Source organism: Akkermansia sp. GGCC_0220, assembly GCF_017566105.1.
Lineage (GTDB): Bacteria > Verrucomicrobiota > Verrucomicrobiia > Verrucomicrobiales > Akkermansiaceae > Akkermansia > Akkermansia massiliensis.
The window spans coordinates 21,467-47,219 of record NZ_JABFCI010000016.1 but is presented as its reverse complement, the minus strand read 5'-3'; the positions used below and the strand labels follow the sequence as shown (position 1 = coordinate 47,219).

Here is a 25,753-nt window from a genome sequence, read left to right as displayed (position 1 = left end):
CCTGCAGCCGCCATGTCCGCCTCCGGAACACCGCTGCCCTGGGACCGGGACAACGGCCCCTGCGTGATGGCGCCCCCCCATTTGAGGGATTGGGCGGAAGAGGCCGCCGCCTTCCTTTCCCGCCGGGGCATGGATGGGGTCACGGCCTTTGCCACGTCCGGTTCTTCCGGTTCGCCGCCCAAAGCCATTTTATTCACCCGGCGCGCCCTGGACGTCTGCGCGCGCGGAGCCCTGGAACACCTGCACGCGGAATGCGGGGACTGGTGCTGCCCCCTGCCCGTCTGGCACGTGGGGGGCGCCATGATTTACCTGCGCGCGGCCCTGGCCGGGACCGCCGTCCATGCGCTTCACGGCAGGTGGAATCCCCAGGCCTATGCGGACCTGATGAAAAGCTCCGGGGCCTGCTGGTCCTCCCTGGTTCCCACGCAGGTGGTGGACCTGGTCAATCTGCGCCTCCGCGCGCCTTCCACCGCCGGATGCATCATCGTAGGAGGGGGGGCGCTGGACATGGAGACGGGCAGGAAAGCCCGCGCCCTCGGCTGGCCCGTGGTGCAGAGCTACGGCATGACGGAGTCCGGCTCCCAGCTCGCCACGGCTTTCCCCGGCGATCCGTACCACACGGACCGCCTTTCCCTGCTACCCCACTGGGAAACAAAGACGGACGAGGACGGCCTCCTGCGCTTCCAGGGGGAAGGCAAGCTGTGCGGCCGCCTGCTGACGCAGCCTCATGGAGGTTTTCTGCTGGAACGGGTGGAGCCGCAGGAGTGGTGGAGCACCCGCGACCTGGTGCGCCTGGAGGGGCGTCTGCTGACCTTCCTGCGCCGGGCGGACAGGCTCGTCAAAGTCCTGGGGGAACTGGTGGACCCGGACGCCGTCCAGGATGCGCTGCGCCGCCGTGTTCCGGACGCGGTAGTGGAGGCCGTTCCGCACCCGCGGGCCGGAATGGAGCTGGTCGCCTGCGGTCCCGCCGCTGTGCCGCTGGAACGCGCGTGCCGCGAATGGAATGCAGCTGCTCCCGGCCCCCAGCGCATCCGGGCCGTCATGGAAACGCCCATTCCCCTGACGGTGATGGGAAAACTGGACCGCCGCCGGCTGCGCGCGCTGCTGGAGGAATGCCCGGAAAAACTGCGGGAGGTTTAGTGAGGCGCATCCTCCAGGGGCTCTTTTTTAAATAATCCGGACCGGATGGACCGGATGGACTGGATGGACGGAAGGGGCACAGGGGAGGCTTAATATCCCTTGTTTACTTTGTCCATTCCGCCTTTCCCGGCTATCATTATCCTTTGCCTTGGGAGCTGCCGCACACGTGCCCGGAGCCTCCCGTCACAGCTTCATTTGTCTTCTTTAAAAAAAGAACGTGACATCATCAATAATTAAACATTCAGGCACGTGAAAAACGCTTGTAGGGCAGAGGTTTTTCCTGTTAGAAAAGAGTTGATCCATGCGTGCCCGTCTTCTGCTTATTCCCTTTATTTTTTCCGTTCCGGTTCATGCCCAGGACGTTCCGTCCCAGGCAGGGGCAAATCCACCCGTGCAGGTGGAGCAAGTCCCGGTCCGGGACCTTTCCCAGCTGCCCATGGACGGCGGCTGGACGTACGGGGAATTGCTCGGCAAGGCTGCCGCGGGAGACTTCCGGGCCAACATGCTGGCCGGGGAGTACTGGATGGGGCTTTATTACCTGAACCGGGGGGACCTGCCGCTGGCCTGCCTGGAGCACATGCAGCATTTCTTCCGTGAAGCGGCCGCCAAATCCGGTCATCCGGCTCCCAAGCTCATGATGACGGACCCCTACGGGATTTTCGGGATTTTCAAGGCGCAGTCCATGCAGCCGGAGCATGCGGAATGGCTGGACGCCTGCCGCAAGCTGGCCGAGAAGGGAGACATGGACGCCGTCACGGCGCTGTACACCGTTACGGACCTGCCGGAAGCCGAGTTGAAGCACTACCTCGCCCCTCTGGAAAAGAAAGCCGCCTCCGGCGACCAGGACGCGCTTGCCCAGCTCGCCTTTATCAGGGTGGACTGGCTGAAGGAAGACCCCGGCAAGGTGCTTGAGTCCCTGGAGAAGCACCGGAAAAACGCCAAACCGGTTCTTCTGGCCCGGATGGGGGAACTGGCCCTTTCCCTGGGCGGGGGGCCCTCCGGCAACGATCCGGACGGCAGGAAGTGGCGGGACATGGCCGTCCAGCCCCTTTCCCAGGCCGCGGAGAAGGGACACGCGGCAGCCATGCGCCTGCTGGCGGAGATGACGAAGGGTACTGCCGCGGAGCAGTCCGGAAAGCTTCTGGCGGAATTGCGCTCCAGGGGAGATTTGGAAACCCTGCTGGGCGACCTCTCCGGCTGCATGAAGGAGAAAAGGGGAACCGTGGACGGCTACCTGCTCCAGACCCTGTTTGACCAGGCCCGCAAGCTGGGCAGCAATAATGCCTATGCCTGGTACGCCCAGTTGGTTTCCGAAGCGAAGCCACCGCAGGAGCAGGAGCTGCGCAAGGCCGCCCTGGACCTGCTGGCCCTTCATGACGAACGGGGCATGCCCTTCCTGAAGGAACCGCTTTCCCTTCCCCAGAAAAAGCTCAACCAGCTTCCCCCCTATGCCAAAACGCACAAGGAGCTGGAGCTGGCCTCCCAGCTTGGAGACGCGGATTCCAGCGTCCAGCTGGGCGAGCTGTGGAAGGAGGAACTGGCCAATACCATGGATTCCATAGGCAAAGCCCATGAAGCGCAGGAGAACATGCGCACGTGGTACAAGCAGGCGGCGGAAGAAGGCCATCCCCTGGCCAAGCTGCGCCTGGCCCAGATGGAAAACCCGGATTTGATGGACAAGCCGGCCGCGGAACCCGCCAGAACGCTGCTGACCGACTGCCTGGCGAAAGCCGCCTCCGGGGACTTCATTACGCTGAGAGGCATTTCCGAATACGTCACGCCGGAACAGTGGGAGGAGCTGACCGCCAGCCTCCGCAAAAAAGCTCAGGAAGGGGACGCCCGCAGCCAGGCGGACCTGGCCTACCTGATGCTGTTCAGCTACAGGAGCGAGGAATCCGGCTATCCGGAAGCCCTGGCCTGGGCCCGGCTTTCCGCCGGACAGGGGGATCCCTGCGGCATGTACGTGCTGGGCCGCGCCCTTATTTACGAATTCGGCCTGGAAAAACGCATGGCGGAAGGGGATTCCTGGATGTTCCGGGGGGCCCTGAAGGGCCATGTGGACGCGGCGGACATGTGGAGCTCCAATAATGAAAACCTTCAGCCTTACAGCGCCATGATGCACGGCTTGGCGGCACGGGGCCACATTCCCTCCCTGCTCTTCCTCGCCAACCAGGCGGCCTATCCCCAGGATACGGCGGAAACGGCGGCGCAGAACGCCAGCCGGAATACCTCCCATTCCGCCTACCAGCAGGTCAAGCTGAGCTTGAATAGCGAGGAAGGAAACACCCCGCCGTGGCTCCGCAAGCCGGGGCAGAAGGATAACGCGGAAGATACGCTGACGGACGCCGGAGCCGTCCCCCCCTGGATGACGCCGTCCGGCAGGGAACGCCAGGCCCCTGCCCCGAAAACCATCAATCCGGAAGCCGTGAAGTTCTGGGAACAGGCCGTGGAACTCGGCAGCCTGACCGCCCTGGACGAATTGGCCAATTATTATGAAACCGTGGCCGGGAACGTGCAGGACCCTGCGGAACGGCAGCAGCTGCTGGCCTCCGCCATGACGGCGGCCACCGCGCTGGTGAAGAAGGAGGACGTGCGCGGCCTCAAGAGGCTGGCCCGGTATTACGAGCAGGGGATCGGCGTGCAGCCGAACAAGGAGCTTCACAAGGATTATGTGCTGAAAGCCGCCGCAACCAAAGACCCGGAAGCCCTGGTGGAAAAGGCGCGCCTGCTCATCAAGGGAGAGGATATGGAGCCGGACCCGAAAACGGCGATGGACATCCTGACCAAGCTGGAACAGAACCAGACGCATGCCGTGCCCGGCATGTATTTCCTGCTCGGCTACCTGCATGAGGAAGGGCTCGGCACTCCGCAGGATATGGCTCTGGCCTACCAGTTTTACATTAAGGGAGCGGAACAGGACGATGCCAAGTCCATGAACAACCTGGGCTCCATGTACGAACGCGGAACGGGCGTGGCCAAGGACCTGGCGGAAGCCAGGAAGTGGTATGAACAGGCGGCGGAGCTGGGGAATGAAGACGCCCGCGCCAATGTGGAGCGGGTGAAGGAAAAGATTAAGAAGAAGGCGGGGAAATAGGCTGCGCCTTTGCCCGGTGAATGCCCCGGAATGGGTTTGCGGGAGCAGGGAGCGCCGCAGGCCTCTGCGGCCGGCTGGGAATGAGGTGAGGAAAGCGAGCGCGATTCTTCAACGGGACATTCCCTGTTTTTAAGATGAGGAGGCCCATTCAAGGTTCGTGCATTCTGCCATGCGTGGCTGTTCGGGCCGCCCGCATGGGTATATGGCGCTCCCTGTTCCGGCCATGCCGTGCCGGGACGGATTTTGCTTTCCAAGGCGTAAGCAGGGGCGGAAAGGCACCTCCACAAGGAGGGCTGCTGAAGTTATTCCCGTGTCACTTTCAGGCGCAGGAAGCGCCGCTTCATGGCGCTGTCCTGCACGGGCTCCGCATCCCGGAATTCGGCAGACGTTTTTCCGGCGGTTTCCACTTCCCCCAGGGAAGTCCAGTTAACCAGGTCCGGGGAGACTTCCACTTCATGCTTTACCTCCGCCGCCTGAGGATTTACCGGCCACCGCAACACCAGATGCCTGCTTCCTTCAACGCCTTCTTCCACGGATACCTTCGTCACGCTTCCGCAGGGTTTCAGCGGGTCCAGGCCCGTGGCGTATTTCATCAGGTTGGTGACGCCGTCCCCGGCGGGAGCGGCATCCGCAGCCGTCCGGTCCGCCGTGGCGTCCGGCGGGAAGGAGTCCTGCACCCACTTGTCATAGCCCGCCAGGTCAGCCCCGGCCTGCGTGACGGTGACGGCGCATTCCTGCTTGTCGGAAGCGCGGAACACCACCGTTCCGGACCGTCCGGCGGCGGATTTGTTTTCCGACGCCGTCAGGATGACCGTGGTCCGGCCGATGCCGGAAGCGGCGGAAACGGAAACCCATTCCGGGGAGTCCGCCACCACCCAGCCCAGGGCTTCCTCTTTCATCTGCACTTCCACATCCACCGCCCCTCCGGCGGCGGGAACGGACGCCCCCACCCGGGACAGGCCGAACGGTGAAGCCGTCATAGGAAAGGACGTGGAGGAGACGTAGCGGTTGGCGGCCCGCAGCAGGGAGCGGCGGTCAAAGTAGTTATTGCTTCCGGAAGCGTCCGCCACGTCCAGCCCCATGTCCCAGTACATGAAGCCGGCCAGCTTCTGGTCGCTGATGTATTTGGCTTTCTTTTTGACGGTGGTGACGCCGTTGTAATGGAGCGTCAGATTGAGGCCGGAATAGGAATAAACGGCCGTGTCATGATCGGGGTTGTCCGCTTCCGGACAGTTGGCGGCTATGTCCCTGTAGCCCTTGATGTAGTCCCCCGGCTTTTTGCCGTCAGGCAGCCCGGCGGTTCCGGGCGTTCCCTGGAATGGGGCGCTCAGGATGATTTTGTTGTCCGGAAAGCCCTGATTCCGGAATTTTCCGCAGGCGGAAACCATGCTGTTATAAGTATTCACGTCAATGGCCGGCCCGTAGTTCTGGAAGGTGAAGTAGTCCACATACTGCATGTACGCCGCGGGAAACCAGTAGGCGACGGTATGCAGGGAGATGGAAAAGAACATGTCCGGATTGGTCTTCCGGATGGCCTGGGCCAGCTGGCCGTAACTGGTCCATTTTCCGTCCCCCTGGTACAGCCATTCAAAGTCCAGGTCCACGCCGTCCAGCGGATATTTTTTCAACAGGTCCCTGATGCCGTCCGCAAACCTCTGGCGGGCGGCGGCAGCCGGCAGCATGGCGCTCCACGCGCCTCCGGCAATGCCCAGGCGGATGCGCATGCCTCCCACCCCTTCCGTCATGCTGCGCAGCGTGCGGACATGTTCCGCCCAGGAGGCGGTATCACGGCCGAAGACGTCGCTGTTCCCCCAGTGAGCCACGATGAGACGGTCATTCCAGTTGGGCTGTACTTCCGTGCCCAAACGGTTGACGGGCCGGGCCAGATGCCACACGCGCATGTCGTCTATTTTCCCCTTCAGGTTCCGGCCCACGACGGCATTCGGCGTGCCGTTCATTTCCCCGGCGGCGACCGCCGCCGTCTGCAGGGGGGCGCCGTTCAGGTAAAAGACGGCCGTTCCCGCCGTGGAATTGCGGATGAAGGCCAGCCAGAAGTATTCATGAAGGGCTACGGCGGGCAGGTCCGCCTCCCAGGCAGCCGTGGAGCCCGCCTGCAGGCGCGCCTTGTAATGGCCGTCCGCCCACGCCAGCGTCATGGACACGCTGTCGTTTTCAAACAGGGTGACGTTCTGCTCCCCGGCGGATAGAGCCAGGTTCACTTCAATCGTGAACGCGTTGGCATTGCTGCCCGCCAGCAGTCCGTTGCCCACGTTCATATAAGCGTCTTCTCCGGTGAATTCCAGAACGTTCGTCCGCGCGCCGTCAGCGGGGAGAAGCTGCACGCCCCGGCTTTCCGTCACGTCGTTGTCCGGGTAGGAAAAGCTGATGTCCCCATTGGCGGCGGCGGAAGCGGCGCCGATGTAAATGATATCCGAGTTATTGATCATGTGGGGACGGGACGGCCAGTTCCACATGATATGGCTTTCGCGGACGTACCCGGTCACCAGCATGTAGCGGAAGGTGTTGTTGTCCATGACGATGGAGAATTCCGTGCCGGACGGCGTCACCGCCTGGTACGGGCGGGTGAAGGAGCTGCCCGTTTTGTCCGCGAATTCCGTCCACTTGGCGTCCCGGAAGTCTCCGTCCAGCCGCCACAGCCCCACCAGGCGGCCATACCTGGGGTGGGCCATGGGCAGCGGCCCCGTCAGGAAAAAGTCGTCCGCTCCGGTCCCCAGCTCCGCATTCCAGAACCGCAGTTCGTCCCGGGCTCCCTTGAACTGCGCAGCCAGCACCAGGCCTGTCCAGCCGTTTTTCATGGAGGCCAGGTAAGGCGCGGCAGGAGCGGTTCCCGCCAATGTTCCGTCCACATACAGGCTGACGTTTTCCGTTCCCAGGGCCACGGCCACATGGTGCCAGGTTCCGGCGGCGAAGGGCTGGCCGGAAGCCTCCACGGAGGCGGGAGTTTCCGCATTCCCGGATTCCAGATGCAGACGGCCTCCGTTCAGGGAGAGCGTGGAAGCCCCCAGGGAAAGAATAGCGCCGGAGGCGGCGTCCCCATCCGGCCTGACCCAAAGTTCGCAAGTCATTTCCCCCGTTCCGGTCCAGGCATCCGCAGGCACGGGAAGCGCCACCGGGGAGGAAAGAACGGTCAGCGCCCTGTTGTGGAGCACGCTGACGGGCTTCGGCTCCGGAGCGGGAGGGGCCGGGGTATCATCCGTGCGGACAGTCAGCGCATTCAGATTCAGGGTTCCGGTTCCGGCGGAGCTGCCTTCCTTCACCACGTCAAAAACGAGCGTCCCGGCCTCATCCGCTGCCGCGGTCCATTCCACCGCCATATAGGTATCCGCGTCCGCCGTGTTGACGCCCCCTTTCCACGTGTCTTCCGTGCGGGAACCGGTGGAGGTCTGAAGCGCCTTTACGTCCACATGAGCGCCGGATACCAGGGAAACGGACTGGTACGCGGGCTTGCCGCTGCCCAGGAAAAAAGAAACGGCATATTCCTTGCCGGGCGCCAGTCCGGAGAGGGAAACGCGCACCGTGCCGGCCCGGACCGCCATGCCGTTGGTAAACAATTGCAAACTCGTATTCAGGGCTTCCCCATGATTCGGAAAGGAGAAGGCGCTTTCCGCCTGCAGCACGCCGCCCGGCTGCCCTCCGCGGGTTTCCCCCTTTTCCCGCCACGTTGAATTGGCGTTGTTATAGCACATGTTTCCCACGCTCGCTTCCGATTTGGCCGTTACCGCCAGATAAACGGAGCGGCCAAATAGCGTTCCAGCCAGCACGGGGGAGGAAGAGGCTTCCAGGTTATTCCTCCGCAGGGGCACGCTTTTCAGCGTGGAGGATGGCGTGGTGGTCACCACCCCCATATTCGTCCAGCCCGGCTGTGCCGCAGAAGCCGCATTGCCGAAGTCCACGCCAAAGGATTCCACCGTTCCCGCACCCTGCCCCGGATTCCCCAGAGCGGAGAGAGCCACCGCCACAAGGACGCCGAAGAGAGATTTCTTTTTCATAGATATAAGGTTATTAAATAATCTAACAGATAGACTTCTGCAAATAAAAAATGCCGGAAAGGAGGGATGAACAACATGGGCGGTCCATCCCTTCTTTCCGGACATCTCGTCAAAGATAATGCTGAATGCTCCTTAGTTTTTGCGCCGCCGCAACAGCAGCGCCGCCAGTCCGAGCAACCCCAGGGATGCCGTGGCCGGTTCGGGAATGGGTTCGGTTGCCAGCATTAATCCGTTCAAGCTGACATCTGCATTTACCACATCCGCGGCCGCTCCGGCGGAGCGTTCATAAGTGAGCGTCACCTGGCCCGAATTGTTTGTGGTGAATGCCCATTCCATCCCCACGCCGGAAGAATCCGTCGTCCCCTGGAAGGTTGAACCGGTCACCGTTCCCGCTCCTTCATAGCCGTCCATCAGGCTGCCTGTGACATTGCTGACACCGCCCGAGAGGGCCATGCTGGTTTTATTGGTTGAGAAACCGTTGTTGCCCAGAACGTACAGATAATAGGTGGTATTGGCCGCCAGGCCGCTCAACGTGAATTGCAGGCCGACGGTCTGTCCCTTCACCCCGTTGCACTTGCCGGAAATGGAAGATTGCGCCATGCTGTCCGGGAAGAGGGAGTTGATGGAGGGGGACGTGCCTGTCGCGTCCAGGTAACCCGCATTCATGGCGGCGGTGCTTTTGTACGCCATGGTGAGCGTGACGTCCTGACCGCCCAGATTGCCGAGAACCACGGACGGGGAAACGTTTCCCCCGTTTTTGCTCAAGGAAGCAATGGAGGCGTAGGAGGCGGCTTTTCCTCCCGTGATGGAGGAAGCCTGGGTAGCCACACTGATCCAATCCGGATCCCCCGCAGAGGAAGAACCCAGATTAATTTTCAGGGAAGCCGCAGAAGCCGCGGAGACGGCGCCTGCCAATAATAGCAGAATGAATGATTTCTTCATGGTTTTAGCCAATTCACAAGATATATGCCGGATTTGGAATCCGGTATGGATGTTACAGCCGTGAAAAATTGTTCTTCCTGATGCTCTGCAACATTTCCCCATTCCCCCTTTTCACAGCTTTATACCGCCGGCCCTGACGACTACCGCCGCCAACATGCAAAGACGGTCAGTAATGATTGCGGAACAAAAAGAAAGCCTGTTATATCAGGAAATCCCTACGGCAATTTCCAGGATATTGCCAAGCCAAATTTCCTTAAAACGTTTTTCTTTCAATTTTGTAGGCTTGACTCCGGATTCCAAATCCGTCCGTTTTATAACCCTGTCCTGACCAATAAGTTATTTTTTATCATTTAAAACCGGAATATTTATGATTTCCAGACTTGACCAAATATTCTTTTTCTGCATTTCCACGAATTCCATTAATTATTCCGTTTTTCATGGAGGAAGATGGTTGCAGCCATCTACGGTTCCACATCCGGAACCAGCAATAAAAAACGGACGGTTTCCCGTCCGTTTTCTGGAAATTGAAGTGTTGAACTACCGGATCAGTAGTCCAGTTCACCTCTCATGACCCGGCGCTCGAATTCGGCCACGTCCACCACCTGGCCGGTCAGCCGGGCGTGTTCCGTGGCAAAGGCCATGACATGGGAGTGGGCGGATTCTTCAATGGAGGTGGTCATGTCCGCCGGAGAGGGAACCGTCAGCATGTCATCGTAAAGGGCTTCCACCAGCCCCCAGTCACCGCCGCCGTGGCCCTGGTAGCCGCCAGCCAGTTCCTCCAGCTCCACCACGCGGGTTTTTCCGCCAAAGTGGGGCGTGACGGTGATTTCACCGGGGCCGTTTTCCTTGTAGAAGGCTCCGGCGCGGATTTTGCCTTTGGTGCCGTATACTTCAATATGGCGGCCCTGTTCAAAGGCCGTCATCGTGAAGGTGCCGGTCAGGCCGCCTTCAAAGCGCATGATGGAAACCTGGTGGTCCGGCTGGTCGTTGTCGCACTGGAGGTAGTCCCTGCCCCACGGGGAGGTTTCAAGCCATTCGCAGATTTCCTCTGCGGTGGCTTCCTGCGCGCGGTCGTAAACCATGCCCAGCCAGCGCTTGCATTCGTCGTCCGTGGCGTATTTGCGGGCGTCCCAGGGGTCTTCCCCCACCGGGGTGGTCCAGTCCGTGCAGCGTTCCGGCCGGGGGGAGGAGAGCGTTTTTTTCGTGAAGAAGGTGAGCTCCCCGAAGCTGGCTACGGAGAGGCACTTGCGCCGCCCCATGAGCCAGTAGAGGATGTCCATGTCATGGCAGCATTTGGCCACGATCATGGGGGTGGAGGTTTTGCTGTTGCCCCAGTGGCCGCGCACGAAGGAATGGGCGAAGTGCCACGCCCCCACGCCTTCATTGGCGTTGAAGGTGATGACGTCCCCTATTTCCCCGCTGGCGATGATTTTTTTCAGGGTGCGGTAGAACTGGGTGTAGCGCAGCACGTGGCACACGGCCACGCGGCGTTTCAGCTGGCGCGCCAGGTCGCGCAGTTCCAGCGCTTCCTTCAGCGTCTTGGCGATGGGTTTTTCCAGCAGGACGTGGTAGCCCAGCTCCATGGCCTTTTTGCACGGGGCGTAGTGGTAGTCGTCCTGCGTGCCGATGATGGCTACGTCCGCCAGGCGCGGTTCCTCCAGCAGGGAGGCGGCGTCCTTGAACAGGCGGATGGAGTCCCGCTCTTCCTCCGGGGCAAAGTCACGCACGGCTTCCGTGCGCTGCTTCACGGGGTCCGCCGCGGCGGCGATGCGGTAGCGGTCTTTTTGTTCCATGGCCAGCTTCATGTAGGTGCGCGTGCGGGAGCCGCACCCGATGCCGGCGAGAGAGAGTCTTTTTTGTTCAGGCATGAGGGTTATATTAGAGATTGATTTAAAGGACGCCGGATTTGACAAGCAGAGCTTCCGCGTCCGGATCACGGCCCATGAAGTCGCGGTAGAGTTCCGCGGCAGGCTTGCTGTTGCCCTTGCTGAGGATGCAGCGGCGGAAGTCGCGCCCGGTCTGCGGGTTCAGCACCCCTTCCTTCAGGAAGCGGCTGAAGGCGTCCGCTTCCAGCACTTCCGCCCATTTGTAGGAGTAGTAGCCGGAGGCATAACCCGTGGGGTCCGCGAAGATGTGGGTCAGGCGGCGCGCCACGGAGGGACCGCGGTGGGTCATGGGCACCCGGTAGTCCGCCAGGATGCGTTCATCCGTTTCCTCCAGCGGAGCGCCCTTGTACTGCGGCCAGTTCACGTGAAGCTCCAGGTCCAGCTTGCCGAAGCAGAGCTGGCGCATGAAGTCCGTGCCGCTCATGTAGTTGCGGGCGGCGCGCATTTTGGAGAACAGTTCGTCCGGGATTGTTGCACCCGTTTCATAGTGCGCGGCGAAGAGGTCCACGGATTCCCGCTCCCAGCACCAGTTTTCATTGATCTGGGAGGGCAGTTCCACAAAGTCCCAGGCCACGTTGGTGCCAGCCAGGGATTTCACCTCCACATCAGAGAGGAGCTGGTGCAGCAGGTGGCCGAATTCATGGAAGATGGTTTCCACCTCCCGGTGGGACAGCAGCGCGGGCTTGTCCCCAACGGGCTTGGTCATGTTGCCGACCATGAGGCCCAGATGGGGCACGCGGGGCTTGCCGCCGCGCGGGGGTTCCCCCACGCTGAGGTAGTTCATCCACGCTCCGGCGCGCTTGGAGTCCCGCGGATGCCAGTCCGCATAAAAGGAACCGAGATGTTCCCCGCTTTCCGCATCATGCAGTTCATAGAACAGGACGTCCGGGTGCCATACTTCCACCGCGCCTTCCGGCACTTCCCCGGATTCACCGGGCTTGAACGCCACCGTGGGGCGCGGCGTTACCGTGATGCCGTACAGGCCGGAGTAGATGGAGAAGAGGCCGTCCATCACCTTTTCCACAGAGTAGTACGGGCGCAAATCTTCCTCGTCAAAGGAGTAGAGCTCGCGGCGGCGTTTTTCAGACCAGTAGGCGGTTTCCCACGGGGAGAGCTTTTCCACGGGTTTTCCGGTTTTTTCCTCCTTGTACCGCCGTACGGCTTCCATGTCTTTCAGGAAGGAGGGCTTCACCTTGTCATGGAGGTCATTAATAAAATTCAAGGCGTTGGCTCCGCTCCCGGCCATGCGGCGGGAGGTGGCGTAGTCCGCAAAGCAGCCATACCCCAGCAGATGGGCCTTTTTATCCCGCAGTTCCAGGATTTCCGCAATGAGGGCCTCGTTGTCATATTCCCCGTCCTTCCCTATGGAGCAGGAGCCTTCCCACATTTTACGGCGCAGTCCGTCCGAGTCCGCAAATTGCATGACGGGCTGGAGGGAGGTGAATTTCTGCGTGAAACGCCAGCGGGGGGCTTCTTCCGTGCCGTGGCCGTTGGCCAGGGCGTCCAGCCGGGCGGCTTCCTTCGCGGAGTCCGGCAGGCCGGAGAGTTCCGCTTCATTTTCCACGATGAGTTCCCAGGCGTTGGTGGAGTCCAGCACGTTTTCCGCGAATTTCTTGGTCTTCAGGGAGAGCCGGGCTTCTATTTCCGCATATTCCGGCTTTACCTCGTCCGGCAGGTCCGCCCCGCTTTCACGGAAGTCCGCCAGCGTTTCCTGAATGAAGCGCTGCCTGACGGGGGAGAGGTTTTTCACCCAGTCACAGGCCGCGGCTGCTTTCAGGACCGTCCACAGGCACGGGTTCAGCGGAACGGAGGAGGAGAAGGCGACCACTTCCGGCAGCATTTCCCCGATGGCTTCCCGCTGGGCGGGTTCGTCATTGACGGAGTCCAGATGCATGATGCGGCCCCAGCCGAGGTGCAGTTCCTCAGAGGCTTTTTCCAGAGCGCCGAAGGTGCTTTCATAGGTCAGGGAGTCCAGCGGCTGGTCGCAGATGGCCTGGATGTTCGCCCTGGCGCGGGCGATGGCTTCCGTAACGTCCGGCTTGATGGCGTCCGGCGTGAGCCGTGACCAGGAAACGAGGAAGGAGGGGTCCAGATAGGGATGGTTCATGTTGCTTGATGTATTTGTTATTGAAAATGAAGATGGCCTTATTCCGGGAATACAGGAGTTCATGGGAGCTCCGGCCTTCCCTGCGGCGGCCATGAAAAGATGAAGTTTACCATGTTTTAGGAGAATCCGGAGGAGCGGCGTTTGCCTGTTAAATATTTTTAATGAATGCTGCGGGGTTCCCGCCTACCAGGGTATGCGGACCGACATCCTTCGTTACGACGGAGCCGGCGCCTACGACAGCCCCTTCACCCACCGTGACGCCGGGACAGAGAACCGCCCTGGAACAGATCCACGCCCCTTTTTTTATCACTACAGGCTTATTTTTCAAGATGAACAAGTTGCCGGCATCATGATTGGACGTCAGTATGGAGACCTGCGGCCCGATCAGCACGTCATCTTCTATCGTGACGCTTCCCGCGGCCATCACGTCCAGGCCTTCATTGATGAATACGCGCTCGCCCACCGAGACGCAGTGTCCGCGGTCAATCTGGAAGGGGGGAGAGATGTTGGAGGATTCCGGGAACCTGCCCTCAAAGAGTTCATTCACGAGCGCCCGCACTTCCCCGTCAAACGGTGGGAGCGAATTGATTTTCTGGCAAAGCGTGCGGCTTCTCACCGTTTCCGGCCACAGTATTTCCTTGAATTCCCTGGATTCCCGGGTGTTGATCGGTTCTCCGTTTTTCAGTCTTTCGTAAATATCCATGTTGTTCGCCTTTCCAAAGTTTTTATTCATCCCAGTCCCTTTCCCGTCTGCCGGGGACGGAGTCTCCAGTCCGTTCCATGAGAAACGGCAGGATGGCAGGATGGATTATTTTCCGGCGGCGCGGGCTTGTTTCAGCGTGTCCAGCACTCCGGCATGGTTCGGGAAGCGTTTGAGCGCCTGTTCGCACATGTCCGCGCATTCCCGGTATTTCCCGGCCTTCAGATAGGCGCGGGCCAGCTTCCATTCCGCGGGGTACGGCACCACGGGGGGCAGCAGCAGGGAGGAGAAGCGCTGGCTCCCGATGGCCTCGGACATCCAGACGCTGGCGGAGTCCGGGAACATGAGGGAGCGGATTTCAGAGGAATACAGGCTTCCCATCTGGAGGCAGCGAGCCCAGTAGGAGACGCTCATCTGCCGCCGGGCGGCGTCCGCGCCGTCCATGAGCAGGCGCAGAACGCCGGACAGTTTGTCAAAGGCGGACGCCACGGCGCCCGGCCTGCCCTGCCTGGCAGAGTAACAGGCGCCCATGTATTGGGTGACCACTGCCGCCATGCCGTTGCTCAAGTCCGGAAATCCCTTGGGCAGCGGTCCCGGAGAAGCCTTGAGCACAAGAGCCTGCGCGGGCAGGTCAGGCCGGGCCAGCATCAGGCGCGCGGGCAGTGTCCTGGCCTCCCATATTTGCAGGAGGGTGCCGGGGGCCAGCGGATGCTTTTTGTCCAGGGGAACGGAAGCGGCGCGGGCGGCGACGGCATTCGCCTGCCTGTAATGTCCGGCGCAGAATTCGGAAACGGCCCGGTAAAGGATGGAGCGGAACCAGGCGTCATCCAGCGCGGGGGGAACGTTTTCCGCCTTTTCCCAGGCCAGGCACAGGTTTTCAGAGTCCTTGAAGGCGGCGCATGCCCCTTCATAGTCCCCCGTGCGGAACAGGCAATGGCCCAGCAGATGATGGGCGGACGCGGAGAAGGGGTTGGCGGCCACGGCCTTGCGGGCGGTTTCCACCGTTTCCGGGGAAATGACGGGAGCCACTTCCTCCAGCAGAGCGCGCATGAACAGGGCGGCCTGGGAGCCGGGGCGTTCTTTCAGGACGGCGTCCACCACGCGGACGGCCTCTTTCTGCCCCTCTCCGGGGTTGCCGTGCCCGTCAAAGCCGTCCCGCAGGAGCATGGCGTAAAAGAGGGGTGCGTAAGGGTCGCGCTTCCAGGTGGAGCAGATGGTTTTCCACGCTTCCTGCGCCTTTACGGGGCCGTTCATCAGCAGCACGGCCAGGGCGTCCGCATAAGCGCGTTCCTGTTCCGGACAGTCCGGACGCAGCGCCAGCTCCTTCATGCGCTTCATGGAATGGACGCGCTGGTCCTGAAAAGCGGGTCCGGCGCCCATCAGGCTCATGCACCTGCCCCAGTGGGCCATGAGGCAGTCCGGGTCCAGCCGGAGCGCGGCGTCAAATTTCCGGAAAGCACGCATGTCCCCGAAGGTGAGCAGATGCGTCATTCCTTCCAGCACCAGCATTTGCGCGGCAGGAGAGGAGGAGCCCACCATCATCGGCTCCACGCCGGGCGGCAGCACGGCAGGCTGTGCCGGAACGCCGGCGCGGAAGACGGCCTCCCGCCAGCCGTTCAGGGACGGGCTGCTCATCCAGTACCCGTGTTCCCCGCCCCCAGCAGCGGAACAGAATCCCGCCATGGCGGCGGCCAGCAGGACATGGCGGAAAGAGGCGTTCATAAGGAAGAAACGGTTACATTCTGTCCGGAAGCTGGATGCCCAGCAGGCCCAGCCCGTGCTTGAGGGTGCGGGCCGTCAGCTCGCACAGGGCCAGGCGGGAGTGCCGCACAGCCCCTTCCGATTTCAGGACCGGGCACGCCTCATAGAAGGAGTGGAAGGCCCGGGCCAGGTCAAAGAGGTAGGCGGCCAGCACGTTCGGGCGGCAGTCGTCCAGAACCTGCGGCACCACTTCCCCGTACCGGGCCAGGAGCCGCGCCAGATGCATTTCCGCATCTTCTGAAAGCTGAATGGGGGCGGACCAGTCCAGCGGGCTGCCGTCCAGCTTGCGGAAGATGGAACGGACGCGCACATAGGAGTTCTGGAGGTACGGGGCCGTGTCCCCCTGGAGGGCCAGCATTTTGTCCCAGTTGAAGACGTAATCCGTCATTCGGTTCTGGGAGAGCTCCGCAAATTTTACGGCTCCTATGCCCACGACTTCCGCCACGCGCTTTTTTTCCTCCTCCGGCATGTCCGGGCTCTTTTCCTCCACCACGCGGGCGGCGCGTTCAATGGCTTCATCCAGCACGTCCTGGAGGGAGACGGTATCCCCGGAGCGGGTTTTAAAAGGCTTGCGGTCGTCCCCCAGGATGGAGCCGAAGGCGATGTGGCGGTAGTCCCCGTCCATGCCGCGGCGGCGCTGCGTGGAGAAAATCTGCCGGAAATGCAGGGCCTGGGGGGCGCCCACCACGTACCAGATGGAATCCGCCCCCCACGTCCTGATGCGGTGGTCCAGCGTCGCGAGGTCCGTGGTGGCGTACAGGAAGCCGCCGTCCGCCTTGCGGATGATGCAGGGGTTGGCGCGCCATTCCCCCTTGTCCTGCACCAGGAAGGGGTCTTCATTGGGCGGCACGGAGCCGTCGGAAAACACGCAGATGGCGCCGTCGCTCTCACGGGCCATTCCGGCGGCGATCATGCCGTCCACCAGCGGGGCCAGGGCGTCGTTGTAAAAGCTTTCCCCCAGCCAGTAGTCAAAGTGGATGTCAAGCTGGCCGTAGATTTTGGAAAGGCCGGATTTGGAGACTTCCACGCAGCGCTTCCAGATCGCCAGGTTTTCCCCGTCCCCGGCCTGGAGCTTCACCAGCTCCGCCTTGCAGGTGTCCAGCAGTTCCGGCTTTTCCTTGCACATCAGGTTCACGTCCTTGTACACCCGCAGCAGTTCGTCAATGGGGTTGGCGGCCAGGGCCTGCTCGTCCAGAATGTTCTTCCAGCCCCACAGGATCATGCCGAACTGGGTGCCCCAGTCCCCGATGTGGTTGTCCGTAATCACGTTGTGCCCCACAAAGCGGGCCACGCGGGAGAGGGCGTCACCGATGATGGTGGAGCGGATATGGCCCACATGCATGGGCTTGGCGACGTTGGGCGCGGAGAAGTCAATGACGATGGTTTTGGGGTCCTGCACCTTCTCCACCCCCAGACGGTCGTCCGCCAGCATGGCCAGCAGGCGCGCGGCGTAAAATTCCGGCTTGATGCGGAAGTTGATGAAGCCGGGCCCGGCGATTTCCAGGGAGCAGACGCCGTCCTGCCCCATCCGGTCCACCACCTGCTGGGCCAGAGCGCGGGGATTCGTGCGGCACCGCTTGGCAAGCACCATGGCGGCGTTGCTCTGATAGTCCCCGAACCGCAAATCCGCGGACGGCGTCACACTGGCGCAAAAATCAGCGGGAAGCTCCTCCCCCAACACCGCTTTCAATGCGGCGGACAACTTTTCTTCAAGAATTCCGGGTATGGTCATGTCTGCCCAGATGAACGGACATTCCAACGCCGTAGTCAAGGCGCAACTGTCATGAAGACATATCTTTTGACCCGCAACCCAGCCCGGAAATTGCCCGGGAGGACCATTGGGACGAATGAGACCGGTGAGACAATTGCTTTTACGAGCTTCCCGACTTTCTCCTCTGCTTCCGCAGCCGGGTCATTCTCTCCCTTAAGCCTCCCTTCTGCAAAAACCGTTCTTCCAGTACATTCATTTGTTTTTTCAAGAGAAAAGCGGCCTGATGAATCAGACAAACCGCCATATTCGCGAACACTTCATCGTTTCTGGAATGAGCCAGATTTAAAAACCATTCCGAATGGTCATGCCGCAGGGAGGCCTTCCGCATAAACAGAGATTCGGGAGAATCCTTATCCCATAGCCTCAACCCGCGCGTACGCAAATAATCTTCATAGTCCAGCAGAAGCTCTTCCAAGCTGGCCCGGGCTACATTGGTCAGCTTGATTTCCGTTTCACGGGAAGTAACGGAAGCCATGCTCCCCTCCGCAATATTCTGCTTGCCGGAACGCGCCGCCTGCACCATCTGGTCAGTAGTACGCGCATCACGACTCAAGTAGCGTCTGCAGAAAGCTACCGTCAAATCGTAAATGATTTGGGCCTTGCGGAATGAAAGAAGCCGTCTGTAGCCGCCTCACTTAGGCAGTAAACGCCCGTCATCCATCTGTCCTCCCTTCCCTCTCCGTCCCAAAGGACCCAGCCGTCCCCATCGTCCCATTCACGCGCTTCATCGTTTTATGGTACGATGAAAAAAAGGAGACTCAATTTTTTTCTCCCCGTCCCTCCCCGCGAACCGGGCGGCCAGCGCCCGAATCCGCCTTTTCCGTCAGCAGGCCTTTCCTAGAAGGACCGCATTCTGGAAGCCTTCAGCCATGCTTCCAGTTTCCTGGAGGCCCTGGCCTCTTTTTCCCGTTTCTTTTCCGGCACGGACTTTCCGGAGAAAGCCTTCGCCAGAACCAATGCGAGTTTTCTTTTCATTTTCATTCTATTTTTTCTATAGGGTTTGCTCCACCGGGAGCGGAGGAATTCAGGAAGAATCCCTGCCGTATCCCTTCGGGGAACGCCGCCTACTTACTGTATGCAGTAAGTTTAGTCCATTAGAAAAAAACGATTCCTTGTCATACTTGATACAATAAGAAAGAGAAAGCCCGCAGGCCGTTAATCAAGAGACTTTTCCAGCAGGTCCGCATCCTTGGCCGCAGACGGATCAAAGGGCCTGCCTATTTTTTTCATCTCCGTTTCCACCCGCCGGTGTGACGATTCGCCCTCCATCATGACGTCCAGGGAACGTTTCAGGGAGGCCAGATTGGAGGTGTACAGCTTCTGCCGCGCCGCCGTGCGGGAGGCCAGCACGCCCCGCCGGTCAAACAGGGCCAGCACCGTATAAACGTCCCCGTTTTTCCCTCCGGCAATCAGGCCGACGCCAAAGAGGGGAATATTGCCCAGGAAGTCGTTTTTAGCCTTGCGGTAGCGGTAGGTCCACAAGACGCCGTTTTTCATGGTCACCACGTCGGAGGGCTGGCCCAGCGCGTCGTAAACGTCCGCCTTGGAGGATTTTCCCGGCGCCAGCCTGCCGTATACTTCCGGGGACGCCACGGATTTGTTGCCGTATGTGACGGAACAGGCGGCCAGGGCCAGGCAAAGGGCTCCCAGGAAGGGCAAGAGGACATAACGCATCTGCATGGGGGAAAGGTACGTGGCCCGGATTCCAAGTCAATCCCGCAGCCCATCATTTCCCGTGGATGCACCGGAAAGGCCGCCCCGGGAAGAAGCTCCCGCCCGGAGGCCCCCCCTACTTCTCGCCGAAGTCATATTTCTCCGTCTTCCACAGGAACATGCGCCGGTACAGGTGGTATTCCGTCACGCAGAGGACGGGCATGCCGATGATTCCGATGAACGGCAGCAGGCGGAACAGGTGGCGGCACAGGAAGAGCACCACCATCAGGAAGCTTTCCCTGAATACGGTCATGTACAGGGAATACGGGTTGATGAGCGTCCTCTTGTACAGGGAGGAGGCCAGCAGCGGCCCCAGGATGGGAATGATGCCCAGCACGACCACGGCCGCAAAGGTCCAGCCCCTGCGGCGGCCAACATACGCATCATACTGGTCCACGGATTGTTCCCCCTGGAGCACCGCCTTTCCGCAGGCGGGGCAGCGCTGGTTCAGCGTAGGCTCATGGAGCGGCTGGCCGCAGTAGAAGCACCGCCGGTAGCTGCGGAGGACTTCCTCATGCCTTTTCCATCCGGTGGACGGAATCACGGTGCGCAGCCTGGAATAACCAATCCAGTTCAGGGCGCGGGGTTTGGGATTGGGCGTGCCGCACTTGGGGCAGTGCAGGCCGCACGGGTACATCATGGTGCCGCATTTGGAGCAGAAAATGCGGTGGTCGTATTCCCGGCGGCGGCAAAAAAGGTAGTAGGCCCCCAGGGCCAGCCCGCCCAGGAGGCCCAGCGCGATCACCACCCACGGATACAGCAGGGAGTAGGCCACCAGGTATTCCGTCCAGGAGTGGTCGGACTGGTGCATGAGGGATTCCGGGCCGATGGGGTTCTGCGCCACGTCCGGAAGGCCGCTCACGTATTTTTCACCCATGTCCCTCAGCGGCCCCGCGGGGAGCCATTGTTGTATGGGAATGGGTTCTCTCATGATTTGGCATGCATGCAGGGTTCACAATACAGACAGGATTTCCCCCCGGTTTCCGTCAAAAAAGCCTGTGTCATCCAGCATACGGCGTCCCCGGCGGAATAGGGAGGGGAAAGTGGGCCATGGACGGAAAATTCCGCCGGGAACGTGGAAGAGGCCCTTTTCATCCGGGGCTTTTCCGTGTAATATTCCCGCCATGCCAACACTCCGCCAAGCCGCCAAGGACGACATCATGCTGATTCATGAACTGGCCCTCCAGGCTTTTCCGGCCACTTACCGGGACCTCCTTTCCCAGGAGCAGATGGATTTCATGATGGACTGGATGTATTCCCCCGCCAATCTGGAGAAGCAGATGGAGGAAGGGCACGTGTATTTCATCGCCTCCCACCAGGGGGAGGACTGCGGCTACCTGTCCGTCCAGCCGGAAGGCCCCGGCGTCTTCCACTTGCAGAAAATTTATGTTCTGCCCGGCTTCCAGGGGCTGCACATCGGCAGCTACCTGTTCCGCCAGGCCGTCAGCTACATCAGGAGCATCCACCCGGAACCGTGCCTGATGCGCCTGAACGTGAACCGCTACAATACCCGGGCGGTGGAGTTTTACCGGCGCATGGGGATGCGGGAACTGGAACGCGGGGATTTCCACATCGGCCACGGCTATTACATGACGGATTACATCATGGGGCTGGATATTGCCTGAAGCGTTTTTCCCACGGGAACGGGCCGCCGGGCTTCCCCGGACCGGAAGTGCGCAGCCCGTCGAAACAGAACAGGCGGGACAGCCGAGGAAACAACCGGAGAAGGCAGCGCGGGGCGCGAGCTTCCTTCTTGACACTCAATGCGGGATTCTGCATCATCCATCCTATGAAAACCTTTACTGCCCTCATTCTGTCCGGCTCCATTGCCGCCATGACGGCCCCGGCTTTCCTCCACGCGGCGGACAACGGGAACGGCGCCAAAGTCACCTACCCATCCTTTGACGAAGGCAGCCACCTCCACGGGCCGAGAATCAAGGCTTCCGACCTGAAGGGGAAGGTGGTGTTTTTTGAATACTGGGGCATCAACTGCCCTCCCTGCATCGCCAGCATGCCGCATTTGCAGGAATTACAGGACAAATTCCAGTCCAAGGGCTTCACCGTGGTTGGCAGCCACCGCCAGGGGCTGACCCCCAGAGTGAAGCAGTTCCTGGAGGAAAAGAAGATTACCTTCCCCGTTTACCAGGGGCTGGATATTCCGGCGGCCTCCTGCCCGGGCGGCCTGCCGCATGCGGTGCTGATCGGGGCCAACGGAAAGGTGGTGGCCAAGGGGCATCCCACCCAGCTTTACGACCTGGTGAAAAAGGAGGTGATGAAGGTGGAACGCGGCCTTCCCATCCTGGAAGGCGTGGAGCTGGACAAGTACAAGTCCCTGGCCAAGACAGTCGTTTCCAACGGCAGCAACATCGAGTCCAAGATCACGCCCCTGCGGAAGAAAACGGACGACGAGGAGGCCCAGGCCGTCTGCGCCGCTTTTGACGAATGGCTGGGAGACGCCAAGGACATGGTGCAGGCCCAGATCCAGTCCAACCCGCTGGAAGCGGTGACGGCCATCACGCGCCTCAAGACGGCGGTCCCCTCCGTCAAGGAGTTTGACGAACCGCTGGCGGCTCTGAAGGCGAACAAGGACCTGCCGAAGCTGGCCGACCTCTACAAGAAGATTTCCGGCCTGGAACAGCGGAAGGCGAAAGGCCGCAAGGTTTCGGAATCCGACCTTAAGTCCCTGGCGCAGGCCGTGGACAAATTCGCGGAGTCCGATAATGAAGCCACGCAGACCGTTGCGGGCAATCTGAAAAAGAGCCTTTCTTCCCTGGCTGTGCCAGAGGCTCCGGAAGATAAATAAGCCTTTCAGCCGAACGGCATTTCATCCGGAACAAACAGGCGTTTACGGACGCCTGTTTCTTTTTTCTCCGGAAGCTTTTTTCTTCTTCCCGGATAAGACATCCGGAGCGGAGAGAACGGAACAGGTTGCCCGGACAAAGGAGGAGAGAGCCCGGTCATCATCCAGTTCCGTCATCAGGAAATGCGGCCTGGCGCCGGGATAGGCACTGCCCTGCTCCTGCTGCGGAAGCAGCTTCAGGCCCGGCTCCGTGATTTTGACAAATAATTGGTTGTCACATACCAGGCCGAAATATTTCCGGTCACAGTACAGGCCGTATTCCCCAAACATTTTTTTGAAGGAAATGTCCCCGGCATGCCGGAGCTGGAAACAGATATATTCTACAACATCCGGGGAAGAAGCCATGTTCCATGTTCTCATACCTGCCCCGCCTTCTGCAAGCAGCAAACTCCGGCCTGCGGCCCACCGGATTGGAAAGCCCCGGCACGGTAGGGAATGGGGCGCTTCCTCCCTCTCTTTTCCGCCGGGATTTCTGCACCCCGGAATGCCCCGTCTTCCACCGCTTCCGCATCCGGAACCCTGCATTTTTTCCAAAAGCAGGCGCAGGAACGGCCAAAAGGCGGTTTTTACCCGTCCACGCACATTTTTTCCCAGCCTCCGGAAATTCGGCGGCGTTCTAATAAACATTGACAGTGACGGCTAAAAACGCCATTAAACACGCCGAAGCAACGGGGAATTCCGTGAGAACCGGAAACAGTCGCGCTGCGGTATCGGGTTACAAACCCTCAAGGAACGCTTTTCCGCCAGCGTTCCGGTCAGCCAGTCCTCCCATTCCGGAGGGTGAAGGCGAGGGGGAGGTTGGAGACCCGGAGTCCGAATATCCTTGCTTCGGTTCACCATACCTCATCAACGCATGATTGAAGCATCCTCTTACCTTCCGGGGGCATTCCTGCCCCTTTCCTCCGTTTTTCTTGCAGGACTCACCCTGTTTTCCCTGCCCGTGCTTTCCGCCGCCCCATGCAGGGAGGAAGCGTCCCCCGCCCCGGCGGAACAGGCGGCGCCGTCACGGCAGGAAGGGCTTCTTCTCGTGGCCTTCGGGACCAGCCACCAGGACGCTACCGTCTCCTACAAGGAGCTGGAGAAGGACATGCTGGCCCATTATGCCCCGGACCGCCTGAAGTGGAGCTACACTTCAAGCATTATCCGCAGGAAGCTTGCCGGACGCGGAACCCCCGTTCCCTCCGTGGAGGAAAATCTGGAACAGATGGCCCGCAAAGGCATACGCACATTGCGCGTCCAGTCCCTCCACATCGCCCCCGGCGAGGAGTTTTCCCGGATGGAGAGGCAGATCGTCAGTTTCCTGGCGCGCCATCCGGACAGCTTTGACCACGTGTTTATCGGCCGCCCCCTGCTGGAAAGCGAACGGGACAGGAACGAGGCCATCACGGCCCTTCTGGAGCATTTCCCCGCGGAACGGAAGAAGGATGAAGCCATCCTGCTCATGGGGCACGGCCAGCAGGAAGGACGCTGCGACATGGTGCTTTCCGACTTCGCCCGCGAGCTGAACGACCGCGACAGCCTGGCGTTTTTCGCCACCGTGGAAGGAACGCGGGGGGTGGCCCCCATTCTGGAACAGCTTAAAAAGTCCGGCGCCAAGACCGTCTGGCTGGCCCCCTTCATGCTGGTGGCCGGAGACCACGCCAAGAACGACCTGGGCGGGGATGAGGAGGATTCCTGGGCTTCCATGCTCAGGAAGGAGGGCTTCACCGTCAAGACCCACCTGCGTGGGCTGGGGGAAAACCCGGGCATCCGCGCCGTTTTCTCCCGCCATGCCCGGACCACGGAGGACGACCTCATGACCCCCAAACAAGCGCATTGACATGGCCAGCCCTGGAAAGTTCTACGGGGTGGGCATCGGCCCCGGAAATCCGGAATACCTCACGCTCAAGGCCGTCAACGTCTTCCGCTCCGTGGACGTGGTGTTTACGGTGACCGGACCCAACAGCGATTTCAGCATTTCCGAAGCGGTGGTGCGTTCCGTGGGCGGCGTGAAGGCGGAGTTCCGCAAGCTGGTTTTCAGCATGTCCCGCGACGCGAGAACCAGGCAGGAGCAGATTGAAAAGAATACGGCCATTATTGAGGGAGTTCTTTCCCGCGGCCTGGACTGCGCCTTTGCCACGCTGGGGGACGCCATGACCTACAGCACCTTCGGCTATATTCTGAGCCTCCTGCTCAGCCGGAATCCCGGCCTGCACGCGGAAGTGGTGCCGGGCGTCACCTCCTTCTGCACCCTGGCGGCCCGCAGCCGCCAAATACTGGTGGAAAACGGGGAACGGCTCCGGGTCATTCCCGCCTTCAAGCCGGAGATGGCGGATTCCCTGGAGTTCCCGCCCGGAACCACCACCGTTCTCATGAAGACCTACCGCAGCCGCGCGCGCCTGATGGAGCGCATCCGGCGGGAAAAGGACATCCGCGTCATTTACGGGGAAAGGCTCGGCATGCCCGACGAGTTTATTACGGACGACATCGACGTCATTGACGCCAGGCCGGAAGAATACCTTTCCCTGATGTTCGTCAAGAAGGCATGAACGGCACCAGGCACTCCCGCACCTATCCCTGGCGCCGGCCCCTCCGCTGGCTCTGGCTGGCGCTGGCCCTGGCAGCCTCCGGAGTCATGGTGGTCCACATGCCCGCCGGCATGGGCGCGGGGGGCTCGGGAAAAGCCCGCACAGCCATGAAGCCTGCCGGGGAATCCACCCGGGAAACGCAGGCGGGAGGGGAAAAGACGGAAGCCGCCGCTTCCAGCCCTGCCCCGCCGCCCAAAAAGAGCCATCATTCCCGGAACACCCAGGTTCCGGAGACAGGCGCGGGAAAAATTCTGGCGCGCCTTCCCCAGATTGGCAGCCTGATCGGCCTGGTGGCCGTGGCGGCCTTCATCGGCGGCATTGCTGAAATCTTCCGCTGGCATCTTGCCCTGGGCAAGCTGTTCGGCGGACTGGCCCGCTGGGCCCACCTGCCGGAAATCATCAGCCTGTCCATCCCCACGGCGCTTTATTCCAATGCCGCCGCCAACGGCATGCTGGTGAGCAGCCATGCGGAAGGCAAAATTACTCATTCCAACCTGATTGCGGGCGGCATGGTGAACAGCTACCTTTCCTACGTCTCCCACTCCCTGCGGGTGGCGTATCCGGTCATCGGCGCGGTGGGGCTGCCCGCCATCTGCTACTTCGGGTGGCAGATGGGCTTCGGCTTCCTGTTCATAGCGGCCGTGCTGTTCCTCCACCGCAGGAAGAGCCCCGCCGCCGTGCCGGATTCCGGGAATGCCGGCGCCGTGGCCGCCGCGGGGCACGCCTCCCCGGAATGGCGCAAATCCCTGCGCCAGACGTGCCTGCGGGTGCTGGCGCTTGTTTTCCGGATGCTCTGCCTGACGGTTCCCCTGATGATCGGCGTGGAATGGCTGATGAAAAACGGCCTGTTTTCCTGGTGGGAGGAACATGTGCCGGACTGGGTGAACCGCATTTTTCCCGCGGAGCTCATGAGCATCGTGGCCGCGCAGATGGGCGGCCTGGTCCAGGCCGCAGGGGTGGCCGCCAACCTCCGCAGCCACGGCATGGTCACCTCCTCCCAGATTCTGCTGGCCATGCTGGTAGCCAGCGCCATCGGCAACCCCATCCGCGCCCTGCGGCGCAACCTTCCCTCCGCCATGGGCATCTTCCCCACGCGGGACGCCCTGACCATCGTGGTGGTCATGCAGCTTTCCCGCATGATCGGGGCCATCCTTCTTATTGCCCTGACGGGACTTTTCATCCACTATACCCACTGACTTCTC

The 25,753-nt window shown here is 61.0% G+C and carries 18 protein-coding genes, 1 pseudogene and 1 riboswitch; of the genes and pseudogenes, 7 read left to right on the top strand and 12 right to left on the bottom strand.

Annotated features, from left to right (window positions below; genetic code table 11):
* Positions 1–12 precede the first annotated feature (12 nt).
* Both HJW02_RS10870 and HJW02_RS10865 read left to right on the top strand, forming a co-directional pair.
* The gene (locus HJW02_RS10870) at positions 13–1,140 is read left to right on the top strand and encodes an AMP-binding protein (RefSeq protein WP_102721502.1); all 1,128 of its coding nucleotides are present in this window, start codon (positions 13–15) and stop codon (positions 1,138–1,140) included.
* 301 nt (positions 1,141–1,441) lie between these two features.
* The gene (locus tag HJW02_RS10865) at positions 1,442–4,234 is read left to right on the top strand and encodes an SEL1-like repeat protein (RefSeq protein ID WP_156340780.1); all 2,793 of its coding nucleotides are present in this window, start codon (positions 1,442–1,444) and stop codon (positions 4,232–4,234) included.
* 302 nt (positions 4,235–4,536) lie between these two features.
* On the opposite strand, the gene HJW02_RS10860 is transcribed toward HJW02_RS10865, so the two are convergent.
* From HJW02_RS10860 to HJW02_RS10815, 11 genes and pseudogenes are all read right to left on the bottom strand, one after another.
* On the bottom strand, positions 4,537–8,244 hold the full coding sequence (locus tag HJW02_RS10860) for a LamG-like jellyroll fold domain-containing protein (RefSeq protein WP_180971794.1): 3,708 nt from the start codon (positions 8,242–8,244) through the stop codon (positions 4,537–4,539).
* Between the two features lie 132 nt (positions 8,245–8,376).
* A complete protein-coding gene (locus HJW02_RS10855; RefSeq protein ID WP_180971793.1) occupies positions 8,377–9,186 on the bottom strand; it encodes a PEP-CTERM sorting domain-containing protein in 810 nt (269 codons plus the stop codon).
* A 545-nt stretch (positions 9,187–9,731) separates the two neighbouring features.
* A complete protein-coding gene (locus tag HJW02_RS10850; RefSeq protein WP_102721498.1) occupies positions 9,732–11,054 on the bottom strand; it encodes a Gfo/Idh/MocA family oxidoreductase in 1,323 nt (440 codons plus the stop codon).
* A 22-nt stretch (positions 11,055–11,076) separates the two neighbouring features.
* On the bottom strand, positions 11,077–13,179 hold the full coding sequence (locus tag HJW02_RS10845) for a M3 family metallopeptidase (RefSeq protein ID WP_022397396.1): 2,103 nt from the start codon (positions 13,177–13,179) through the stop codon (positions 11,077–11,079).
* A gap of 148 nt (positions 13,180–13,327) precedes the next feature.
* Positions 13,328–13,882, bottom strand: a complete 555-nt coding sequence (locus tag HJW02_RS10840; RefSeq protein WP_180972935.1) for a DapH/DapD/GlmU-related protein — start codon at positions 13,880–13,882, stop codon at positions 13,328–13,330.
* Positions 13,883–13,987: 105 nt separating this feature from the next.
* Positions 13,988–15,601: a tetratricopeptide repeat protein gene (locus HJW02_RS10835; RefSeq protein WP_022397398.1), complete on the bottom strand. Its 1,614-nt coding sequence runs from the start codon at positions 15,599–15,601 to the stop codon at positions 13,988–13,990.
* Positions 15,602–15,614: 13 nt separating this feature from the next.
* Positions 15,615–17,372: an arginine--tRNA ligase gene (gene argS / locus HJW02_RS10830; RefSeq protein ID WP_022397399.1), complete on the bottom strand. Its 1,758-nt coding sequence runs from the start codon at positions 17,370–17,372 to the stop codon at positions 15,615–15,617.
* 139 nt (positions 17,373–17,511) lie between these two features.
* Positions 17,512–17,739, bottom strand: a complete 228-nt coding sequence (locus HJW02_RS14055; RefSeq protein WP_257228131.1) for a four helix bundle suffix domain-containing protein — start codon at positions 17,737–17,739, stop codon at positions 17,512–17,514.
* Positions 17,740–17,823: 84 nt separating this feature from the next.
* Positions 17,824–18,006, bottom strand: a pseudogene (locus HJW02_RS14050) (four helix bundle protein); the annotation flags it as partial.
* Between the two features lie 560 nt (positions 18,007–18,566).
* Positions 18,567–19,091: a hypothetical protein gene (locus tag HJW02_RS10820; RefSeq protein WP_102721497.1), complete on the bottom strand. Its 525-nt coding sequence runs from the start codon at positions 19,089–19,091 to the stop codon at positions 18,567–18,569.
* 109 nt (positions 19,092–19,200) lie between these two features.
* On the bottom strand, positions 19,201–20,055 hold the full coding sequence (locus HJW02_RS10815) for a hypothetical protein (RefSeq protein ID WP_102721496.1): 855 nt from the start codon (positions 20,053–20,055) through the stop codon (positions 19,201–19,203).
* A 193-nt stretch (positions 20,056–20,248) separates the two neighbouring features.
* On the opposite strand from HJW02_RS10815, the gene HJW02_RS10810 reads away from it, so the two are divergent.
* The gene (locus HJW02_RS10810) at positions 20,249–20,749 is read left to right on the top strand and encodes an N-acetyltransferase (protein ID WP_102721495.1); all 501 of its coding nucleotides are present in this window, start codon (positions 20,249–20,251) and stop codon (positions 20,747–20,749) included.
* A 164-nt stretch (positions 20,750–20,913) separates the two neighbouring features.
* A complete protein-coding gene (locus tag HJW02_RS10805; protein WP_102753021.1) occupies positions 20,914–21,927 on the top strand; it encodes a redoxin family protein in 1,014 nt (337 codons plus the stop codon).
* Between the two features lie 42 nt (positions 21,928–21,969).
* Here HJW02_RS10805 and HJW02_RS10800 read toward each other — a convergent pair whose 3' ends face one another.
* Positions 21,970–22,344, bottom strand: coding sequence for a TfoX/Sxy family protein (locus tag HJW02_RS10800; protein WP_102721493.1), 375 nt, complete (start codon positions 22,342–22,344; stop codon positions 21,970–21,972).
* A 278-nt stretch (positions 22,345–22,622) separates the two neighbouring features.
* Positions 22,623–22,828: riboswitch (cobalamin riboswitch) on the top strand.
* 9 nt (positions 22,829–22,837) lie between these two features.
* Between HJW02_RS10800 and HJW02_RS10795 the strand changes: the two genes are divergently transcribed.
* From HJW02_RS10795 to HJW02_RS10785, 3 genes are read left to right on the top strand one after another with little or no spacing between them, the layout of a single operon-like run.
* Positions 22,838–23,803 carry a sirohydrochlorin cobaltochelatase gene (locus tag HJW02_RS10795; RefSeq protein ID WP_102721491.1) on the top strand — a complete coding sequence of 322 codons (966 nt, stop codon included), beginning with the start codon at positions 22,838–22,840 and terminating at the stop codon, positions 23,801–23,803.
* Position 23,804: 1 nt separating this feature from the next.
* Positions 23,805–24,512 carry a precorrin-2 C(20)-methyltransferase gene (gene cobI / locus HJW02_RS10790; RefSeq protein WP_102721490.1) on the top strand — a complete coding sequence of 236 codons (708 nt, stop codon included), beginning with the start codon at positions 23,805–23,807 and terminating at the stop codon, positions 24,510–24,512.
* Positions 24,509–25,747: a hypothetical protein gene (locus HJW02_RS10785; protein ID WP_102721489.1), complete on the top strand. Its 1,239-nt coding sequence runs from the start codon at positions 24,509–24,511 to the stop codon at positions 25,745–25,747. The genes cobI and HJW02_RS10785 overlap by 4 nt, the downstream gene beginning before the upstream one ends.
* The last annotated feature ends 6 nt before the right edge of the window (positions 25,748–25,753 follow it).